Genomic DNA, 18,139 nt, shown 5'->3' on the forward strand with positions numbered 1-18,139 from the left:
TATTTGATGGAAGCTTTCCCACCGACAAAAGGATTTCGGCATGAGCTATCGCACACTGGGTCACTCGGGGTTGCAGGTTTCCACTCTCACCCTTGGCACGATGATGTTCGGCGAGCAGACCAGCGCAGAAGATTCGCTGCGCATCATCGACAAGGCCTGGGATCAGGGCATCAATTTCATCGACACGGCTGACGTCTACACCAATGGCCGCTCGGAAGAGATCGTCGGCGAGGCCATTGCCCGTCATCGGCATGAATGGGTGCTGGCGACCAAGGTCGGTTTCGGCCCGGTGGACGGCGTGCCAAACCGCAGCGGTCTGAGCCGCAAGCACATTTTCAATGGTCTGGAGGCCAGCCTGACCCGGCTCGGCACCGACTACCTCGACATCTATTACCTGCACCGCGAAGACCACAACACGCCGCTGGAGGTGACGATCTCGGCGATTGGCGATCTGATTCGTCAGGGCAAGATCCGTTATTGGGGCCTGTCGAACTACCGTGGCTGGCGGATTGCCGAGGTGATTCGAGTGGCGGACAAACTCGGCGTTGATCGCCCGATCATCAGCCAGCCGCTGTACAACATCGTCAACCGTCAGGCCGAAACCGAGCAGATCACCGCCGCCCAGACCTACGGCCTCGGCGTGGTGCCTTATAGCCCGCTGGCCCGTGGCGTGCTCAGCGGCAAGTACGCACCGGACGTAACCCCGGACGCCAACAGCCGCGCCGGGCGCCAGGACAAACGGATTCTGGAGACTGAATGGCGGGTGGAGTCGTTGCGCATTGCCCAGCAGATTCAGCAATACACCCAGGAGCGTGGGGTCGGGATTGTCGAGTTTGCGATTGCCTGGGTGCTGAACAACGGCGCGGTGACCTCGGCGATTGTCGGGCCGCGTACTGAAGATCAGTGGGATGCGTATACCAAGGCGCAGGCGGTGAAGATTACGGCCGAGGATGAGGCGTTTATCGACTCGCTGGTGACGCCGGGGCATGCGTCTACGCCGGGGTTTAATGATGTGAGCCATTTTGTGTCGGGGCGTAAACCGCATCAGGCTTAAGCACCTATGCTTCGACACAGGTTCCCGCTCTCACGGGACCTGTGTCGAATGTTGGAAATATTGATCACTCGGCCAATATTCACCACAAAAACCACGTATCCTGCGCGCCCCGCTTCACCATCATCCCCGCGAGGACAGTTTGTCTAAAGGCATTGCTCTATCGGTGACAGCATCGACGCTGTTCGCCGTCATGTATTACTACACCTCGTTGCTCACCCCGTTGAGCGGCGTGGAAATCTTCGGTTGGCGGATGCTGCTGACCGTGCCCTGCATGACCGTGTTCATGCTGGTGTCCGGCGAATGGCGGCGGGTGCTCGAGCTGCTGCGCCGGATCCCTGCGCTGCCGAAGTTGATCGGCGGCCTGATTCTTTCGTCAGCGCTGCTGGGCGTGCAGTTGTGGCTGTTCATGTGGGCGCCGCTCAATGGCTACAGCCTTGATGTGTCGCTGGGTTACTTCCTGCTGCCGTTGTCCATGGTCCTGACCGGCCGCATCGCTTATGGTGAAAACCTGTCATACCTGCAAAAAGTCGCGGTGTTTTTTGCCAGCCTCGGCGTGTTGAACGAGTTGTATCAGGTCGGTGGGTTTTCCTGGGCGACGCTGGTGGTGGTCGTTGGCTACCCCCTGTACTTCGTGCTGCGCAAATACCTCAAGACCGACAACCTTGGCGGCTTGTGGGTCGACATGACCCTGATGCTGCCGGTGGCGTACTGGTTCGTGCGCGGCGGTGAACAGGGTTTCGGCGTGTTCGATCAGTACCCGGCGCTGACGTGGCTGATACCGCTGCTCGGTCTGATCAGTGCCTCGGCGCTGGTGGTCTACATCATCGCCAGCCGTTTGTTGCCGTTCAGCCTGTTTGGTTTGTTGAGTTACGTTGAGCCGGTGTTGCTGCTCGGTGTTGCGCTGCTGCTGGGCGAAAGCATCAAGCCCGGCGAATGGCTGACCTACATCCCGATCTGGCTCGCGGTGGTGGTGCTGGTGTTTGAAGGGTTCAAGCACCTGATGCGCCAACGGCGCCCATAAGACGCGCAATAAAAAGCCCGGCCTGCATTTCTGCAGGCCGGGCTTTTTTACATCTGATGCGGATTACTCGGTAGCGAGTACGCCACGACGCACCTGGTCACGTTCGATCGATTCGAACAGTGCCTTGAAGTTGCCTTCACCGAAACCATCGTCGCCCTTGCGCTGGATGAATTCGAAGAACACCGGGCCCATCAGGGTTTCCGAGAAGATCTGCAGCAGCAGACGCTTGTCTTCTTTATCCGAGGCGCCGTCGAGCAGAATGCCGCGCGATTGCAACTGATCAACAGGCTCACCGTGGTTCGGCAGGCGGCCTTCGAGCATTTCGTAGTAGGTGTCCGGCGGCGCGGTCATGAAGCGCATGCCGATCTTCTTCAACTGATCCCAGGTCTTGACCAGGTCGTCGGTGAGGAACGCCACGTGCTGGATGCCTTCGCCGTTGAACTGCATCAGGAACTCTTCAATCTGCCCGGCCCCCTTCGACGACTCTTCGTTGAGCGGGATGCGGATCATGCCGTCCGGCGCGGTCATCGCTTTCGAGGTCAGGCCGGTGTATTCGCCCTTGATATCGAAGTAGCGGATTTCGCGGAAGTTGAACAGCTTCTCGTAGAAGTTCGCCCAGTAGGCCATGCGGCCCCGGTACACGTTGTGGGTCAGGTGGTCGATGATCTTCAGGCCGGCACCGACCGGGTTGCGGTCAACGCCTTCCAGAAACACGAAGTCGATGTCATAGATCGAGCTGCCTTCGCCGAAACGGTCGATCAGGTACAGCGGCGCGCCGCCAATGCCTTTGATCGCCGGCAGGTTCAGTTCCATCGGACCGGTTTCGATGTGGATTGGCTGAGCACCGAGTTCCAGAGCGCGGTTGTAGGCCTTCTGCGAATCCTTGACCCGGAACGCCATGCCGCAAACGGACGGGCCGTGTTCGGCCGCGAAGTACGAAGCAACGCTGTGGGGTTCGTTGTTGAGGATCAGGTTGATCGCGCCCTGGCGATACAGGTGCACGTTCTTGGAGCGGTGGGTCGCGACCTTGGTGAAGCCCATGATCTCGAAGATCGGCTCCAGGGTGCCAGGTGTCGGCGATGCGAACTCGATGAACTCGAAGCCCATCAGGCCCATTGGGTTTTCGTATAAATCTGCCATGGTTGGCGCCTCATCATTCTTATCAATTAACCAGAGTTATTTGTCAGTAATGCTGAGACCAGTGGGTGGCGCACAGGAGATGCCACGCACACTGCGGGCGAGGAAGTCACCGTAGATCAGTTGAAACCCGAATATCTTCATTGTCGACCCAAGGCTCTTGCGGGCGAGGCTTCTGCTGCCAGAAGACGATTATTATTGTATGCGTAACCCGATTCTACACAGCGTAAATAGGGTTGTCTGCCCTCTCTATAAAATCCGCTTTTTTCGGCCCGGTGCAAGGGGTTTGTTGCACAGCCAGATGCCCGCCAGAAAGTTCCGCGCCTATTCAACGCCGCCCGGCAGAGCCCGAACATTCGCTATCGCTACGCGCAGTTGCTCACACCCTCGATGCCGTTGGCCGGGGCGATGCGATGACCGTGGTAGCCTAAGGTTCGTTGCCTTCCGACCCAGCAAGCGACTGCTATCCCCTGCAGTCACTCGACAGGTGGGTCTGGCGGTGCTGGATCAACGTCAGGCCTCGCCCGCCACGCTGGCGTTCATTCAACTGGCAACTCGGCTGGATTACCGTTGAGCGGCGCGGGTGCCATTGGCCATCTATCATGGGCTCAGACCTTGGGCTTTGCGCGCACGCTTCTCCTGCAATCAAGAGCCCCACTCCATCGCGACAGGATGCGCCCATGCCACTGACCGTCAGGCCCCGCCGCAAGCGCAGCACCCGGATTATCGTGACATTGCTGTGTGGCCTGCTGCCGATCGTACTCGGCAGCGTCATTCTCTATATGCAGGCTGAACGCGCCCTCCAGCAGAGTTCGCAACACACCGCCGATGAAGCCTTGCGACAGTTCGAACTGATGCTCGACAACACTGCCCAGGCCGCCCGCGAACTGTTGCCTTTGGCCGGCCAGACCTGCGAGACCGTCAAGCTGGCTTTACGCGAGCAAGTCACCCGCCGTCCGTTCGTACGCTCGACCAATCTGGTGTGGGATGACAATCTCTATTGCAGTTCGCTGTTCGGCGACTTCAAGGAAGCCGTGAATCCGGGCGATTACGCCGAAGGCAAGCTGTGGCTCATGAACGGCAACCCGGTGACACCCAATACCGCGCTGCTGGTGTATCGCCTGAGCGAAGGGCGCGGTGGTGCGCTGACCACGCTGGACGGCTACCACCTGAGCAACATCCTGCGCCTCATCGGCCGGCACACGTTATTGTTGCTGCAAGTCGGCAACAACTGGCTCTCCGCCGACGGCAAAGTGCATCAGGGCGCCCTGCCCGCGTTGCCGGTGGCGCAGAGCACCTTGCACTCGTCGCACTATGCGTTCTCGGTCAGCGCCGCGTTTCCGGCAGGCGAAACCTGGCGCTACATGAAAGATGAATATCCGCCGCTGTTCAGCCTGCTGATTTTCTTTGGTGCGGTGTCCGGGGCCATCGGCTACATCGTGCAGAAGCGCTCCACGTCGCCAAGCCACGAAATGCTTCGGGCACTGGAGGCGGGAGAATTCATTCCCTACTTCCAACCGGTGGTGCACGGCGACAGCAAACGCTGGTCAGGTGCGGAAGTGCTGATGCGCTGGAACCATCCCAAGGAAGGGCTGGTGCGTCCGGACCTGTTCATACCCTTTGCCGAACATTCCGGGCTGATCGTGCCAATGACCCGCGCTTTGATGCAGCAAACGGCTGTCATCCTGGGGCCGCAGTCACCGACCTTCAAAGCGCCTTTCCACATTGGCATCAACATCACCGCCAGCCACTGCCACGATCTGGAACTGGTGGAGGATTGCCGTGAATTTTTGTCAGCTTTCCATCCCGGCAGCATCAGCCTGGTCCTGGAGCTGACCGAACGCGAGCTGATCGAACCATCCGACATCACCCAACAACTGTTCGCAGAGTTGCGTGCGATGGGGGTGAAGATCGCGATTGACGACTTTGGCACCGGCCATTCAAGCCTCGGCTACTTGAGAACCTTCAATGTCGACTTCCTCAAGATCGACCAGACATTCGTGGCCATGATCGATAAGGATGCCCTTTCCCGGCACATTCTGGACACCATCATCGAGCTTTCCACCAAGCTGGATCTGGGCATCGTGGCCGAAGGTGTGGAAACGCAAGCCCAATGTGATTATCTGGCCGCCCACCATGTCAACTTTCTGCAGGGCTACCTTTTCGGCAAGCCCATGCCGGCGGCCGACTTCATCGAAGCATTAACTCATCATTAACTTGTCTGGATAAATCCTGTCACGCCGACAGCCCGCACCAAATTGATACAAAACAGCGTTGTTGTTACATGAAGAAAAAGTCAGGATTTACTCTTGTCGCATTAACTACTACAATTTTTCTTACCTGTTGCAAGATGGGCAGGTGAGCCATTATCACCGAGTCGCTTCAAGGCTCTTGGCTTATAGCTTTGTTTGCGGTTGGTATCAGCCAAACACACTATTGGAGTAAAGATATTGTCCAGACTCGCTGAATTTCGTGCAGCTGAAAAGGCCCTTCAGGAACAGCTCAAGCAGCTGGAGTCGCTGAAGAATGATGCCGGGCTCAAGAAAGAAATCGAATTCGAAGAAAAGCTCCAGGGGCTGATGAAAACCTACGGCAAAGGCCTGAAAGACATCATCGCCATTCTCGATCCGAACCCGGCGAAATCCGGTCTGCAACTGACCGCCGCACCTAAAACCCGCCGCGCTCGAGTGGTCAAGGTCTATCAGAACCCGCACACTGGCGAACTGATCGAGACCAAGGGTGGCAACCATCGCGGCTTGAAAGCCTGGAAGGAAAAATACGGTGCAGCTACCGTTGATTCCTGGTTGCGCGGTTAATCTCTCGCAAACATGAAAGCCCTGCATATGCAGGGCTTTTTTTTGGACAATATTTAACAAATGAAACGATTTTTCTGGTGGGAAAGTTGTTTCTCAAACCGCTCCCGCACTGAAACTATGCTTCGGAATGTTGCCCCCAGCACCCAAGATTAACTTTATGTTTAATCAATTCAGGTATCTAACACCACGCCGGCCACAACAGACGACTAAAATTTCAAGCTGTTTCGCGCAGCCACTATGTCGTCGCCGCTGGCTTTATAAACCTCCGCCTGCCCGGCATACGAAAGTACGTACGCTTTTTCCGCCTCGACCGCTGCAACCAATGTTTGCGACAACACATGGCGACCGTTTTCAGTCACCGTACAAGTGGTCTCAAGCGCTGCGAGCGAACCCAGCGTACTCGGATGAACCCTGTTGCAGACACTCTGATAACCGCTCTGGAAAAAGTCTTTTTGCACCGACTTGCGCATCTCCAGTAACACGCCCTGCAAGTTGACCTGGTGGCCACTTTCCACACGGGTCATCGTCAACTCCATCACCATGACCTGATTGCCATCGGCGTCAGTCTTCACTGCGCGCTGACGCGAGACCTCAGGCGAGGTTTCGGGCAGCGCCTCGACCTCCCAGCCGGCGGGCCAGGTGATGCTCGGCGCCTCGGCAAAGGCCGGCAGAGCAAGCAGGGAAAAACCCAGGAAAACGAACAGCGATTTGAACGGTCGGATCATTACCAGAGGCACTCGCGGATTGAGCCGTAAAGTCTGAGGCTCGCCCGCTCACAGGGCAAGCCCGCGCTTTCGGTTTGGCGATGCTGCCAGGCATGCGTATCATTGCGCCCATTCACTCGCCCCAATTTGTTACGGAGGGCTCATGAGCCTGCAAGAACTGAACACCTTCCCCGGCGTCACCGCCACCCCGGACAGCGCAACCCGCAACTTCGTGTTCAACCACACCATGCTGCGCGTCAAAGACATCACCAAGTCGCTGGATTTCTACACCCGCGTACTGGGTTTCTCGCTGGTAGAGAAGCGTGATTTCCCGGAAGCGGAATTCAGCCTGTACTTCCTCGCCCTGGTCGACAAATCGCAGATCCCGGCCGACGCCGCTGCCCGCACCGAGTGGATGAAGTCGATTCCCGGCATTCTGGAACTGACCCACAACCATGGCACCGAGAACGACGCAGAGTTCGCCTACCACAACGGCAACACCGACCCACGTGGTTTCGGTCACATCTGCATCTCGGTACCGGACATCGTCGCTGCCTGCGCGCGCTTTGAAGAACTGGGCTGCGACTTCCAGAAGCGCCTGACCGATGGCCGCATGAAGAGCCTGGCGTTCATCAAGGATCCGGATGGCTACTGGGTCGAGATCATTCAGCCGGCACCGCTGTAAAGCTGAAACGGGGTAGAAAGCACCCCACAAAGAAAAAACCCCATCATCGCTGATGGGTTTTTTTCTGTTTCAGGCCCGGGATTTACGCCGGAGCCGAAGTGCGGATCAAGTGATCAAAAGCGCTGAGAGAAGCCTTGGCACCCTCGCCCACCGCAATCACGATTTGCTTGTACGGCACGGTGGTCACGTCACCGGCGGCGAAGATACCGGGGATCGAGGTTTCACCGCGATTGTCGACGATGATCTCGCCGCGCGGCGACAGCTCGATGGTGCCTTTGAGCCAATCGGTGTTGGGCAGCAGACCGATCTGCACGAAGATCCCTTCCAGCTCGACCGTGCGCGACTCGTCAGTATTGCGATCCTTGTAGCGCAGACCGTTGACCTTTTGGCCATCGCCGGTGACTTCAGTGGTCAGCGCACTGGTGATCACGGTGACGTTCGGCAGGCTGTGCAGCTTGCGTTGCAATACGGCGTCGGCGCGCAGCTGTACGTCGAACTCCAGCAAGGTGACGTGAGACACGATACCGGCCAAGTCAATGGCCGCTTCGACGCCGGAGTTACCGCCGCCAATCACCGCCACACGCTTGCCTTTGAACAGCGGACCGTCACAGTGCGGGCAGTACGCCACGCCTTTGTTGCGGTATTCCTGCTCGCCCGGCACGTTCATTTCACGCCACCGCGCGCCGGTCGCCAGAATCACGCTCTTGGCCTTGAGGGTCGCGCCGCTGGCAAAGCGGACTTCATGCAGCTCGCCATTCTTGCCCGGGATCAGCTTGTCGGCACGTTGCAGGTTCATGATGTCGACGTCGTATTGCTTGACGTGTTCTTCCAGCGCGGTCGCCAGTTTCGGGCCTTCGGTTTCCTGCACGGAAATGAAGTTCTCGATGGCCATGGTGTCCAGCACCTGACCGCCGAAGCGCTCGGCTGCAACACCGGTGCGAATGCCTTTCCGTGCGGCGTAGATCGCCGCCGAAGCACCAGCCGGGCCACCGCCGACCACCAGCACATCAAAGGCTTGCTTGGCGCTGATTTTCTCGGCCTGACGCTCGATGGCGCCGGTGTCGAGTTTGGCGAGGATTTCTTCCAGGCCCATGCGGCCCTGACCAAAGTTTTCGCCGTTCAGGTAAATGCTCGGCACAGCCATGATCTTGCGATCGTTGACTTCGTCCTGGAACAGCGCACCGTCGATGGCGACGTGGCGGATGTTCGGGTTCAGGACGGCCATCAGGTTCAGTGCCTGAACGACGTCCGGGCAGTTCTGGCAGGACAGCGAAAAATAAGTCTCGAAGTTGAACTCGCCCTTGAGCGAGCGGATCTGTTCGATCACTTCGACACTGGCCTTCGAAGGGTGGCCGCCGACTTGCAGCAGGGCCAGCACCAGCGAAGTGAATTCATGGCCCATCGGAATGCCGGCGAAACGCAGGCTGATGTCGGCACCGGGGCGGTTGATCGAGAACGACGGCTTGCGTGCATCGTCGCCGCTGTCGATCAAGGTAATTTGGTGCGAAAGACTGGCAACATCTTTCAGCAGGTCGAGCATTTCACGGGATTTCGCACCGTCGTCGAGTGAGGCAACGATCTCGATCGGCTGGGTGACCCGTTCCAGGTACGATTTCAACTGGGCTTTAAGATTGGCGTCCAACATACGGGCGATCTCCTGACTTTATTTGAGGCGAAAAAAAGCCCGAGCGAATCTCGCCCGGGCTTTTCTATTGGGCGGTGCAGCTTACTTGAGTAGGTGCGGAATCCCGCCCTGCATTGCGTTTGTCACAGACTTAGATCTTGCCGACCAGGTCCAGGGACGGAGCCAGAGTGGCCTCGCCTTCTTTCCACTTGGCCGGGCAAACTTCGCCTGGGTGAGCAGCGACGTACTGAGCAGCCTTGATTTTGCGCAGCAGCTCGGAAGCGTCACGGCCAACGCCGCCATCGTTCAGTTCAACGATTTTGATCTGGCCCTCAGGGTTGATCACGAAGGTGCCACGGTCAGCCAGACCTGCTTCTTCGATCAGCACGTCGAAGTTGCGGGAGATGACCTGAGTCGGGTCGCCGATCATGGTGTACTGGATTTTGCCGATGGCTGGCGAAGTGTTGTGCCAGGCAGCGTGAGCAAAGTGGGTGTCGGTCGAAACGCTGTAGATCTCTACGCCCAGCTTTTGGAAGGCGGCGTAGTTGTCAGCCAGGTCTTCGAGTTCGGTTGGGCAAACGAAAGTGAAGTCGGCCGGGTAGAAGAACACTACGGACCATTTGCCTTTCAGGTCAGCGTCCGAGACTTGTACGAAGTCGCCGTTTTTGAACGCGGTAGCTTTGAACGGTTTTACTTGGCTGTTGATGATAGGCATTGATGACTCTCCGTCAGGGTTGTGAATTCGATGGGTGAATCCTACCCAGTCACTCGACGGATGGCTCATTGGCAAACCTGATGCTGCTGATTTGTTTTCGCTATTAGCTGGAGGTATTAATAGAAGAAAACGATATCTACGGCGACAGCGGCTTATCCGTAATCCGGGCCATCCCGTGAAAGGGGCTCGCTTCAACATAGCGCATGGCGGACTTCATATCCTTCCAGCCCACGTAACTCATCAACGACTTGAGGTCCCAGCCGCTTTGATGGGCCCACGTTGCGAAGCCGCGACGCAGGGAATGGCTGGTGTAGCGCTCGGCAGAGATTCCCGCGCGCTCCAGAGCCTGGCGCAACAAAGGGATCACACTGTTGGCGTGCAAGCCCTCTTCGCTCAGATTGCCCCACCGGTCGACGGCGCGAAACACCGGGCCCCGCACCAGCGCCGCTTCGGTGATCCATTCGATATAAGCCTGCACCGGGCACAACTTCAGCAGCGCCGGGGCCTGATAGGTCTGCCCGAGGTTTTCCCGATCGCCCTTGCTACGCGGCAGGTACAGGGTGATGCCGCTGCCGGCGTGCGCCTGCACGTGCTCGATCTGCACCCGACACAGCTCATCGCTGCGAAAGCCACGCCAGAAGCCCAGCAGGATCAACGCGCGGTCGCGGCAGGCTCGGAGCAGCACCGGCCGGTCCTGTTGTTCCCGGGCGTCTTTCATTTCCTGCTCAAGCCAGGCGACGGTCTGCTCAAGATCGCGCAGCTGGAGTGGCTCGGCCTGTTTTTCCTGCGCGGGATGCAGGGCGCGAATGCCCTTGAACACTTTGCGCACCACCGGCGACTTGGTGGGATCGGCGAAGCCCTGACTGTTATGCCACTGCGCCAGCGCCGACAGACGCAACTTCAGCGTGTTGACCGACAGCACGCCCGCATGCGCCACCAGATACCGCGCGACGCTGTCCGCTGTCGCGGGCAGGAATCCGCCCCATACCGTTTCGAAATGCTCGACGGCCGCACGATAGCTGCGGCGAGTGTTGTCACGGGTGGCGGCTTGCAGATAGCGATCGATATCGCTCATGGACTGATTTTCTCGTGGCGTACTGAGGTTTTTTGCGGAAACCGATTTTATGGGTTTCACATGGGGTAATACCAGTATATCCCGCCTGTTTATCAGTGCTTGTTTCACTTTATTTTCAACATGGTACACTGCGTTCTTTGGTGGCATGTACCACAGTACGAAATGGTAGGAGCAAATATGGCCCGTGGCGGCGTTAACAAAGCAGTGGTCCAGATCGCGCGCGCAGCGATCCTCGCCCGTGGCGAACACCCCAGCATCGACGCAGTACGAATCGAACTTGGTAATACGGGTTCAAAAACCACGATTCATCGCTATCTGAAAGAGCTGGATGACGGCAGCGAACCGGCCGATCCTTCGGCAGAACCCATCGATGACGAGCTGCTGGCACTCGTTACGCGCCTTGCCCAACGCCTGAAAGAACAGGCACAGGAACCGATTGACCAGGCGCGCGAGCAGTACGAGCAACAGCGTCAGGCACTGGAGGACGAACTGAATCAGCTTCGTCAGGATCATGTGCAACTGGAGAAGAAGCACGACATTCAGACTGCCGCGCTGGCCAAGGAATCCGAAGCGCTGAGCGATACCCGCTCGATGTTGCAGACCGAACAGACCCGCAATGCCGGACTGAATCAGGCACTGGCAGACTCTGAATTGCGCCTGCAGGACAAGGACGAGCAGATCCGCTCGCTGGAAGAGAAGCACTTGCACGCCCGCGACGCGCTTGAGCACTACCGCAACGCCATTAAGGAACAGCGCGAGCAGGAGCAAAGCCGTCACGAAACTCAGGTGCAGCAGTTGCAGATGGAGTTGCGCCAGGCGCAGCAAAGCGCACTGGTACGTCAGGACGAGATCACTCAGTTGCACCGCGACAACGAACGTCTGCTGACCGAGAATCGCGGCACCGTGCGCGAACTGAGCCTGATGCAGGATCAGCTCAAGCAGAGCAATCAGCGCCAGGATCAACTGCTGGAGCAAGCGTCCCGCGTCGACAGCGAACGCACCCTCCTCCAGGAACGCCTGCGCGTGGCTCTGCTGGAAAGCCAGACGCTCAAGCAGAACGTCGACGAGCAGTCGCAGCTCAATCAGTCATTGGAAAAGGAATTGACCAAGGTTCAAGCCAGCTTGCGCCTGGCCACTGCCGTTGCGGCAGCGCCAGACGCAGCAGAACCGAAAAAGACTTAAGCGCCGACCGGCGTACGCATAGTGACAAACTCTTCGGCCGCCGTCGGGTGCACCCCGATGGTGTCGTCGAAGTCACGCTTGGTGGCGCCAGCCTTCAACGCGATCGCCAGACCCTGCACGATCTCGCCGGCATCCGGCCCGACCATGTGACAGCCCAGCACCTTGTCGGTTTTGCCATCGACTACCAGCTTCATCAGCGTGCGCTCCTGGCAGTCCGTCAGGGTCAGCTTCATCGGCCGGAAGCGGCTTTCGTAGATCACTACGTCGTGACCCGCTTCCCGCGCCTCTTCTTCGGTCAGCCCAACAGTGCCGATGTTCGGCAGACTGAACACTGCCGTCGGGATCATCTTGTAACCCACCGGACGGTATTGCTCAGGCTTGAACAGACGCCGCGCCACCGCCATGCCTTCAGCCAGCGCCACCGGCGTCAATTGCACACGGCCGATGACATCGCCCAGCGCCAGAATCGACGGCTGGGTAGTTTGATATTGCTCGTCGACTTTGATGAAGCCTTTGTCGTCGAGCTGCACATCAGTGTTCTCCAGCCCCAGGTTGTCCAGCATCGGACGTCGGCCGGTGGCGTAGAACACGCAATCCGCTTCCAGTACGCGACCATCCTTCAGGATCGCCTTCAGGCTGCCATCCGGCTGCTTGTCGATGCGCGCAATGTCGGCATTGAATTGCAGATCCATACCGCGCTTGGTCAGCTCTTCTTTCAAATGGTTACGCACTGAACCGTCGAAACCGCGCAGGAACAGATCCCCGCGATACAGCAATGTCGTGTTGGCGCCCAGCCCATGGAAAATCCCGGCAAATTCGACGGCGATGTACCCGCCGCCGACGACCAGCACGCGCTTGGGCAGTTCTTTGAGGAAGAACGCCTGGTTTGAGCTGATCGCATGTTCATGCCCAGGAATTTCGGGGATCTGCGGCCAGCCACCGGTGGCGATCAGAATATTCTTCGCAGTGTATCGCTCGCCATTGACCTCGACTTCGTGCGGGCCGACGATCTTCGCGTGGGCTTCATGCAGCGTCACGCCGCTGTTGACCAGCAGATTGCGATAAATGCCGTTCAGGCGATTGATCTCGCGATCCTTGTTGGCGATCAGCGTGGCCCAATCGAAATCCGCCTCGCCCAGGCTCCAGCCAAAACCCGAGGACTGTTCGAAGTCTTCGGCGAAATGCGCGCCATACACCAACAGTTTTTTCGGTACGCAACCGACGTTGACGCAGGTGCCGCCCAGATAACGGCTCTCGGCCACCGCCACTTTCGCACCGAACCCGGCAGCAAAACGCGCAGCCCGCACACCGCCGGAACCGGCACCAATCACATAAAGGTCAAAATCGTAGGCCATTTCTATCTCCTCGGCAGGCGATCAGCATACCCGCCGTCGTCCGTTGGGCAAGCACTCCTGCCGATATAGGGGCGGAAAATGAAAAAGCCACCCGAAGGTGGCTTTTTCGTACAGGCAGATCAGGCGCTATCAGTAAGCCTTGCCAGTCTTGTAGAAGTTTTCGAAGCAGAAGTTGGTTGCTTCGATATAGCCTTCAGCACCACCGCAGTCGAAGCGCTTGCCTTTGAACTTGTAAGCCATCACGCAGCCGTTCTGGGCTTGTTTCATCAGGGCGTCGGTGATCTGGATTTCACCGCCCTTGCCTGGCTCGGTCTGTTCGATCAGGTCGAAGATGTCCGGAGTCAGAATGTAACGACCAATGATCGCCAGGTTCGACGGTGCGTCTTCCGGCTTTGGCTTCTCGACCATGCTGTGTACGCGGTAGATGTCGTCGCGGATCATTTCGCCAGCGATCACGCCGTACTTGCTGGTTTCTTGCGGATCGACTTCCTGAATGGCGATGATCGAGCAGCGGAACTGCTTGTACAGCTTGACCATCTGGGTCAGTACGCCGTCACCGTCGAGGTTGACGCACAGGTCGTCCGCCAGCACTACGGCGAACGGTTCGTCGCCGATCAATGGGCGACCGGTCAGGATCGCGTGACCCAGGCCTTTCATTTCGGTCTGGCGGGTGTAGGAGAACGAGCACTCGTCCAGCAGCTTGCGGATACCGACCAGGTATTTTTCCTTGTCGGTGCCCTTGATCTGGTTTTCCAGCTCGTAGCTGATGTCGAAGTGGTCTTCCAGGGCGCGCTTGCCACGGCCGGTCACGATGGAAATTTCGTTCAGGCCAGCATCCAGAGCTTCTTCGACGCCGTACTGGATCAGTGGCTTGTTTACCACCGGCAGCATTTCTTTGGGCATGGCCTTCGTCGCTGGGAGGAAGCGAGTACCGTAACCGGCTGCTGGGAACAAGCATTTCTTGATCATATAAGTCCTTGAAAGGGCTGTGTGTACGAGTTTCGGCGCAGTCTAATCAGGCGGCGCGCACCTTACAATGCCCCGCACTGGCTAACCGATGTCAACATAGAGAAATAATCTGGCGGATAGTTCAATCCGCTCACAGAGACTGCGCATTCAGCTTAGCCCAAAGATCTCGGAACGCCGCATCGACCTGCGCCCGTTCGCCCATTTACCGTTATCATGGCGCCTTTGAACCAGCCAACGAGGCCGCTAGATGTCCGCAGCAAAAATCATCAACGGGTACACCGTCGCCAAGGCTAAAGATGGCCAGTGGCATATCACTGCCGCCAACGGCGAAGACGTGTCCGGCCCGTTGCCCACAGAGGCGATGGCGATTGAAGTCGCCGCGGTGCTCGATTACACGCCCGCAGCTCCGAAACGTCGCGGCAAGGAACAGGACTGATCGGTAACGACGAAGGCCGGCCCTGCCATTGCGCAGGGCTTTTTTTTGGCTGCGCGAAAAGAAGTGGCCAATCGCTATAACCTTTTCCTGCCGGCGCTGTCATAGCGTCTAGCCCCCCTCCTCCTCGAAGACGACATTGCCATGACCAACCGTTCCCTCATCAGTTTCCTGCCGCTGATTGCACTCGCCGCCCTGACCGGCTGCGCCACTTCACAGACCACTTACCTGAACAATGGCGAACAAGGGTTGAGCATCGATTGCTCCGGCGAGGCCAATTCCTGGGCCACCTGCTATGAAAAGGCTGACGCGTCCTGCGCCGGCACCGGTTATCGCATCGTCGGAACTGACGGCACACCGGCGCCCAAGGAAGACGACAAGACGCTGGGCGTCGACGTCGGCAACTACAAAACCCGCAGCGTGGTAGTGGTCTGCAAATAGCCTTACATGTGAATTTCGGCGAACTTGATCCCCAGCCCGCGCACGACCTCGATCAGGTCGTCGAGCCGGTTGAATGATTCGACTTCGTCGTTATCGTCGACCAGGAAGTAACTGCGCCCGGCGCTTTTCTTGAAAAACACGATCCACTCCCCCGGATTCGCCGGGTTCTGGATCACATGGGTAGCCGCAATAAGCCCTTCCTTGCGTCGCTCCCGCACCTGCTCTCTCTTCATTCACCGCTCCGGAAATGACAATGCCGCCACAGCAACGCTGTGACGGCATCAATGCTGACTGCTGACAGTCTATCAGCCGGAAATACAGGCCGTGGCGGCTTTGCGTACATCCCATGGACGCAGCGGCACGTTGGACATCCGCTCGTGCAGCTTGATGCTGCTGCCACCGGAGCGATCCTCGATGTCAAACACCGCCGCCGGCCCCGATCCCAGCTTGCCCGGCACAATGACCCGAACCTCGTCCTTGTTCCGCTCTACCTGCAGGGCACCGCGGCTGCTGGACAGCTTTTCGGCCAGGCATTCAGCATATTCATGGGGCTTCTTGCCGGAAATGACGTTCATGGTCGGCAGTGTTTCATTGATTTCCGAAACACTTGCGCAACCACCCATTGCCAATGCCAACGGCAGAATCACCACACCCCACTTCATACAAAACCTCCAATAAAGACCCTCCGACAGCATGAATGCCGTTTTTCTCCGAGGCTCACTGCATTTAACCCACATCGAATCGTGAATTCTGTTTTTAATTGTCAAAGCGCTGCCCGACGGCCGGATAATAACCTGTCCGGGCTGATAAACTGCGCCAATCGACAATGCTATCGTTTTGATTTTGTAGAAAAAGCCCTTCTGGAGGCGCCCATGAAATTCATTCACCAGCGCGAGCACCTCAACGAAGACGACATCGTCGTCATTCAATGCTCGCAAACCTGCAACATCCGCTTGATGAACGACGCCAACTTCCGCAGCTTCAAAAATGGCGGCCGTCACACCTATCACGGCGGTGCTTTCGACACATTCCCGGCCCGCATTACCGCCCCGAGCACCGGTTTCTGGAACATCACCATCGACACCGTCAACCGCCGGGCAATCAGCGTGACCCGCAAGCCGACCCTGACGCATTCGATCAAGATCATCCGCCGCTCCAGCTCCAAACTCAGCTGAGCGCTTCCGCCAACGCAGACAGGTAAGCATCAACGTGGCCCAAACGACCAAATACGTAATCAAGTACAAACTCAACGGTGAACGCCGCTTCGAGTTCGCCCAACTGGAAAACGGCACGCCGGAAGAAGCCAAGGCAGCACTGAATGCCCTGCACGGCCAGAGCGACGATGTGATCAGCGACATCAGCGTCAGCAAGGCCCTGTAAGCCCCGGATGACAATTTGACCGCAAGCGGCGGAGTGTTCCGGCCGGGTGGACGGCCCAGACTGATACCTGAATGCAAGCCAAGGAATCAGCATGTCATCCTCACCCGCCTCACCCGCCTCCCCGCTCGTTGCGCTCGACTGGATCGCCCTGGAGCGGCAACTGGATCAGGACGGTTGCGCCCTCATCCGCACGCTGCTGCGCCCGGAGACCTGCGATCGATTGAGTGCGCTTTACCCGCACAGCGAACCATTTCGATCCCAGGTGATCATGGCCCACCACGGTTTCGGACGCGGGGAATACAAATACCTGCGCTATCCGCTTCCATCCGTGGTGGAACGCCTGCGCAGCGCGCTTTACCCGCGACTCGTGCCTCTGGCCAACCGCTGGCAGGAGCGAATGGGGCTGCTGGAGCGTTTTCCAGCGCAACACAGCGAATTTCTCGAGCGCTGCCACGCCGCCGGTCAACTGCGACCTACCCCGCTCTTGCTGCAATACGGCCCACAGGACTACAACTGTCTGCATCAGGATCTGTACGGCGAACATGTGTTTCCGCTGCAAGTGGCGATTCTTCTGTCAGAACCTGGCGAAGATTTCACCGGCGGTGAATTTGTCCTGACGGAACAACGTCCGAGAATGCAATCACGCCCTCTGGTGATGGACCTGAGAAAAGGCGACGCGCTGATCTTTGCCGTCAACCAGCGCCCGGTCAAAGGCGTGCGCGGCGACTATCGGGTGACCATGCGCCACGGTGTCAGCCGACTGCACAGCGGAAAACGGCATACTCTGGGCATCATCTTCCACGACGCGACCTGACGATCATGCAAACCACCTTCGATCTGTTCGCCGACACAGAATCCGAGCAGCCCCGGCGCGCCGAACAGATCGGCGAGCAATCCTGGGTGTTGCGCGGCTTTGCATTGCCGCGAATCGAGCAGTTGTTGCCGGCCCTGGAATCGATCATAGCCTGCGCTCCGTTGCGCCACATGATGACGCCCGGGGGCTTCAGCATGTCGGTGGCCACCAGCAGTTGCGGTGCACTGGGCTGGATCACCGATCGCAGCGGTTACCGCTATTCATCCGAAGATCCAGTGAGCCATCGACCCTGGCCGGCAATGCCCGAGGTGTTTCGTGAATTGGCACAGGCGGCGGCGAAAGGCGCCGGATTTTCCGAATTCATGCCGGATTCCTGCCTGATCAATCGTTATGTCCCAGGCGCGAAGATGTCGTTGCATCAGGACAAAGACGAAAATGCCTACGAAGCGCCGATCGTTTCGCTGTCATTGGGCTTGCCCGCGACGTTCCTGTTCGGCGGTTTCACGCGTGGCGACAGGAGCCAGAAAATCCCGCTACTGCACGGCGACATGGTGATCTGGGGCGGCGTCGACCGGCTGCGCTTTCACGGCATCCTGCCAATCAAGCCTGGCCGACACCCGCGCCTGGGAGAACAACGCTTCAACCTCACGTTTCGCGTCGCCGGATAATCCTGCAAAGTTTGACCGCAAGGCTCGGAGTGTTCCGGCCGGTGGCACTGGTTAACCTGAAATTCA

General features: G+C 58.2%; 21 protein-coding genes and 1 pseudogene. 13 read left to right on the top strand and 9 right to left on the bottom strand.

Annotated features, from left to right (window positions below; genetic code table 11):
• Positions 1–40 precede the first annotated feature (40 nt).
• Positions 41–1,054, top strand: coding sequence for an aldo/keto reductase (locus ACM6JM_RS10380; RefSeq protein ID WP_039768715.1), 1,014 nt, complete (start codon positions 41–43; stop codon positions 1,052–1,054).
• Between the two features lie 139 nt (positions 1,055–1,193).
• Positions 1,194–2,075 carry an EamA family transporter RarD gene (gene rarD, locus ACM6JM_RS10385; protein ID WP_103385188.1) on the top strand — a complete coding sequence of 294 codons (882 nt, stop codon included), beginning with the start codon at positions 1,194–1,196 and terminating at the stop codon, positions 2,073–2,075.
• Positions 2,076–2,138: 63 nt separating this feature from the next.
• On the opposite strand, the gene hppD is transcribed toward rarD, so the two are convergent.
• Positions 2,139–3,215, bottom strand: coding sequence for a 4-hydroxyphenylpyruvate dioxygenase (gene hppD, locus ACM6JM_RS10390; RefSeq protein ID WP_007958955.1), 1,077 nt, complete (start codon positions 3,213–3,215; stop codon positions 2,139–2,141).
• 312 nt (positions 3,216–3,527) lie between these two features.
• On the opposite strand from hppD, the pseudogene ACM6JM_RS10395 reads away from it, so the two are divergent.
• The 3 genes and pseudogenes from ACM6JM_RS10395 to ACM6JM_RS10405 form a co-directional block, all read left to right on the top strand.
• Positions 3,528–3,786 (top strand): annotated as a pseudogene (locus tag ACM6JM_RS10395) (LysR family transcriptional regulator); the annotation flags it as partial.
• A 106-nt stretch (positions 3,787–3,892) separates the two neighbouring features.
• On the top strand, positions 3,893–5,428 hold the full coding sequence (locus tag ACM6JM_RS10400) for an EAL domain-containing protein (protein ID WP_210710626.1): 1,536 nt from the start codon (positions 3,893–3,895) through the stop codon (positions 5,426–5,428).
• A gap of 234 nt (positions 5,429–5,662) precedes the next feature.
• On the top strand, positions 5,663–6,028 hold the full coding sequence (locus ACM6JM_RS10405) for a histone-like nucleoid-structuring protein, MvaT/MvaU family (protein WP_039768722.1): 366 nt from the start codon (positions 5,663–5,665) through the stop codon (positions 6,026–6,028).
• A 206-nt stretch (positions 6,029–6,234) separates the two neighbouring features.
• On the opposite strand, the gene ACM6JM_RS10410 is transcribed toward ACM6JM_RS10405, so the two are convergent.
• The gene (locus ACM6JM_RS10410; protein WP_414881806.1) at positions 6,235–6,753 is read right to left on the bottom strand and encodes a DUF4946 domain-containing protein; all 519 of its coding nucleotides are present in this window, start codon (positions 6,751–6,753) and stop codon (positions 6,235–6,237) included.
• 142 nt (positions 6,754–6,895) lie between these two features.
• Between ACM6JM_RS10410 and gloA the strand changes: the two genes are divergently transcribed.
• A complete protein-coding gene (gloA, locus tag ACM6JM_RS10415) occupies positions 6,896–7,417 on the top strand; it encodes a lactoylglutathione lyase (RefSeq protein ID WP_039768726.1) in 522 nt (173 codons plus the stop codon).
• 82 nt (positions 7,418–7,499) lie between these two features.
• On the opposite strand, the gene ahpF is transcribed toward gloA, so the two are convergent.
• The 3 genes from ahpF to ACM6JM_RS10430 form a co-directional block, all read right to left on the bottom strand.
• The gene (gene ahpF, locus ACM6JM_RS10420; RefSeq protein WP_163975425.1) at positions 7,500–9,062 is read right to left on the bottom strand and encodes an alkyl hydroperoxide reductase subunit F; all 1,563 of its coding nucleotides are present in this window, start codon (positions 9,060–9,062) and stop codon (positions 7,500–7,502) included.
• A gap of 130 nt (positions 9,063–9,192) precedes the next feature.
• Positions 9,193–9,756 (bottom strand): alkyl hydroperoxide reductase subunit C, encoded by a 564-nt coding sequence (gene ahpC, locus ACM6JM_RS10425; protein WP_007958941.1) that lies wholly within the window; start codon positions 9,754–9,756, stop codon positions 9,193–9,195.
• Between the two features lie 136 nt (positions 9,757–9,892).
• Entirely contained in the window at positions 9,893–10,831 is a 939-nt protein-coding gene (locus tag ACM6JM_RS10430; RefSeq protein WP_414881807.1) for a site-specific integrase, read from the bottom strand.
• Between the two features lie 177 nt (positions 10,832–11,008).
• On the opposite strand from ACM6JM_RS10430, the gene ACM6JM_RS10435 reads away from it, so the two are divergent.
• Positions 11,009–12,013 (top strand): DNA-binding protein, encoded by a 1,005-nt coding sequence (locus tag ACM6JM_RS10435; RefSeq protein WP_210710624.1) that lies wholly within the window; start codon positions 11,009–11,011, stop codon positions 12,011–12,013.
• On the opposite strand, the gene gorA is transcribed toward ACM6JM_RS10435, so the two are convergent.
• Positions 12,010–13,368 carry a glutathione-disulfide reductase gene (gorA, locus tag ACM6JM_RS10440; RefSeq protein WP_414881809.1) on the bottom strand — a complete coding sequence of 453 codons (1,359 nt, stop codon included), beginning with the start codon at positions 13,366–13,368 and terminating at the stop codon, positions 12,010–12,012. The genes ACM6JM_RS10435 and gorA overlap by 4 nt on opposite strands.
• 129 nt (positions 13,369–13,497) lie before the next feature.
• The gene (gene galU / locus ACM6JM_RS10445; RefSeq protein ID WP_039768735.1) at positions 13,498–14,337 is read right to left on the bottom strand and encodes a UTP--glucose-1-phosphate uridylyltransferase GalU; all 840 of its coding nucleotides are present in this window, start codon (positions 14,335–14,337) and stop codon (positions 13,498–13,500) included.
• Positions 14,338–14,584: 247 nt separating this feature from the next.
• On the opposite strand from galU, the gene ACM6JM_RS10450 reads away from it, so the two are divergent.
• Positions 14,585–14,773 (top strand): hypothetical protein, encoded by a 189-nt coding sequence (locus ACM6JM_RS10450; RefSeq protein ID WP_064596939.1) that lies wholly within the window; start codon positions 14,585–14,587, stop codon positions 14,771–14,773.
• Between the two features lie 141 nt (positions 14,774–14,914).
• Complete coding sequence (locus ACM6JM_RS10455; protein WP_039768738.1) at positions 14,915–15,211, top strand: hypothetical protein; 297 nt, start codon at positions 14,915–14,917, stop codon at positions 15,209–15,211.
• A 2-nt stretch (positions 15,212–15,213) separates the two neighbouring features.
• Here the strand turns inward: ACM6JM_RS10455 and ACM6JM_RS10460 are convergent, their stop codons facing one another.
• Positions 15,214–15,444 carry a hypothetical protein gene (locus tag ACM6JM_RS10460; protein WP_039768740.1) on the bottom strand — a complete coding sequence of 77 codons (231 nt, stop codon included), beginning with the start codon at positions 15,442–15,444 and terminating at the stop codon, positions 15,214–15,216.
• A 72-nt stretch (positions 15,445–15,516) separates the two neighbouring features.
• Positions 15,517–15,873, bottom strand: a complete 357-nt coding sequence (locus ACM6JM_RS10465; protein WP_039768742.1) for a hypothetical protein — start codon at positions 15,871–15,873, stop codon at positions 15,517–15,519.
• A 210-nt stretch (positions 15,874–16,083) separates the two neighbouring features.
• Between ACM6JM_RS10465 and ACM6JM_RS10470 the strand changes: the two genes are divergently transcribed.
• From ACM6JM_RS10470 to alkB, 4 genes are all read left to right on the top strand, one after another.
• The gene (locus tag ACM6JM_RS10470) at positions 16,084–16,386 is read left to right on the top strand and encodes a DUF1883 domain-containing protein (RefSeq protein ID WP_007958929.1); all 303 of its coding nucleotides are present in this window, start codon (positions 16,084–16,086) and stop codon (positions 16,384–16,386) included.
• 34 nt (positions 16,387–16,420) lie between these two features.
• Positions 16,421–16,591 (top strand): hypothetical protein, encoded by a 171-nt coding sequence (locus ACM6JM_RS10475; protein ID WP_092163880.1) that lies wholly within the window; start codon positions 16,421–16,423, stop codon positions 16,589–16,591.
• A 91-nt stretch (positions 16,592–16,682) separates the two neighbouring features.
• A complete protein-coding gene (locus ACM6JM_RS10480; RefSeq protein ID WP_414881810.1) occupies positions 16,683–17,405 on the top strand; it encodes a 2OG-Fe(II) oxygenase in 723 nt (240 codons plus the stop codon).
• A gap of 5 nt (positions 17,406–17,410) precedes the next feature.
• Positions 17,411–18,073 carry a DNA oxidative demethylase AlkB gene (gene alkB, locus ACM6JM_RS10485; RefSeq protein ID WP_103385183.1) on the top strand — a complete coding sequence of 221 codons (663 nt, stop codon included), beginning with the start codon at positions 17,411–17,413 and terminating at the stop codon, positions 18,071–18,073.
• Positions 18,074–18,139: the final 66 nt, after the last annotated feature.

Origin of the sequence: Pseudomonas sp. IT-P2 (genome assembly GCF_949767575.1) — a bacterium.
Taxonomy (GTDB): Bacteria; Pseudomonadota; Gammaproteobacteria; order Pseudomonadales; family Pseudomonadaceae; genus Aquipseudomonas; species Aquipseudomonas pharyngis.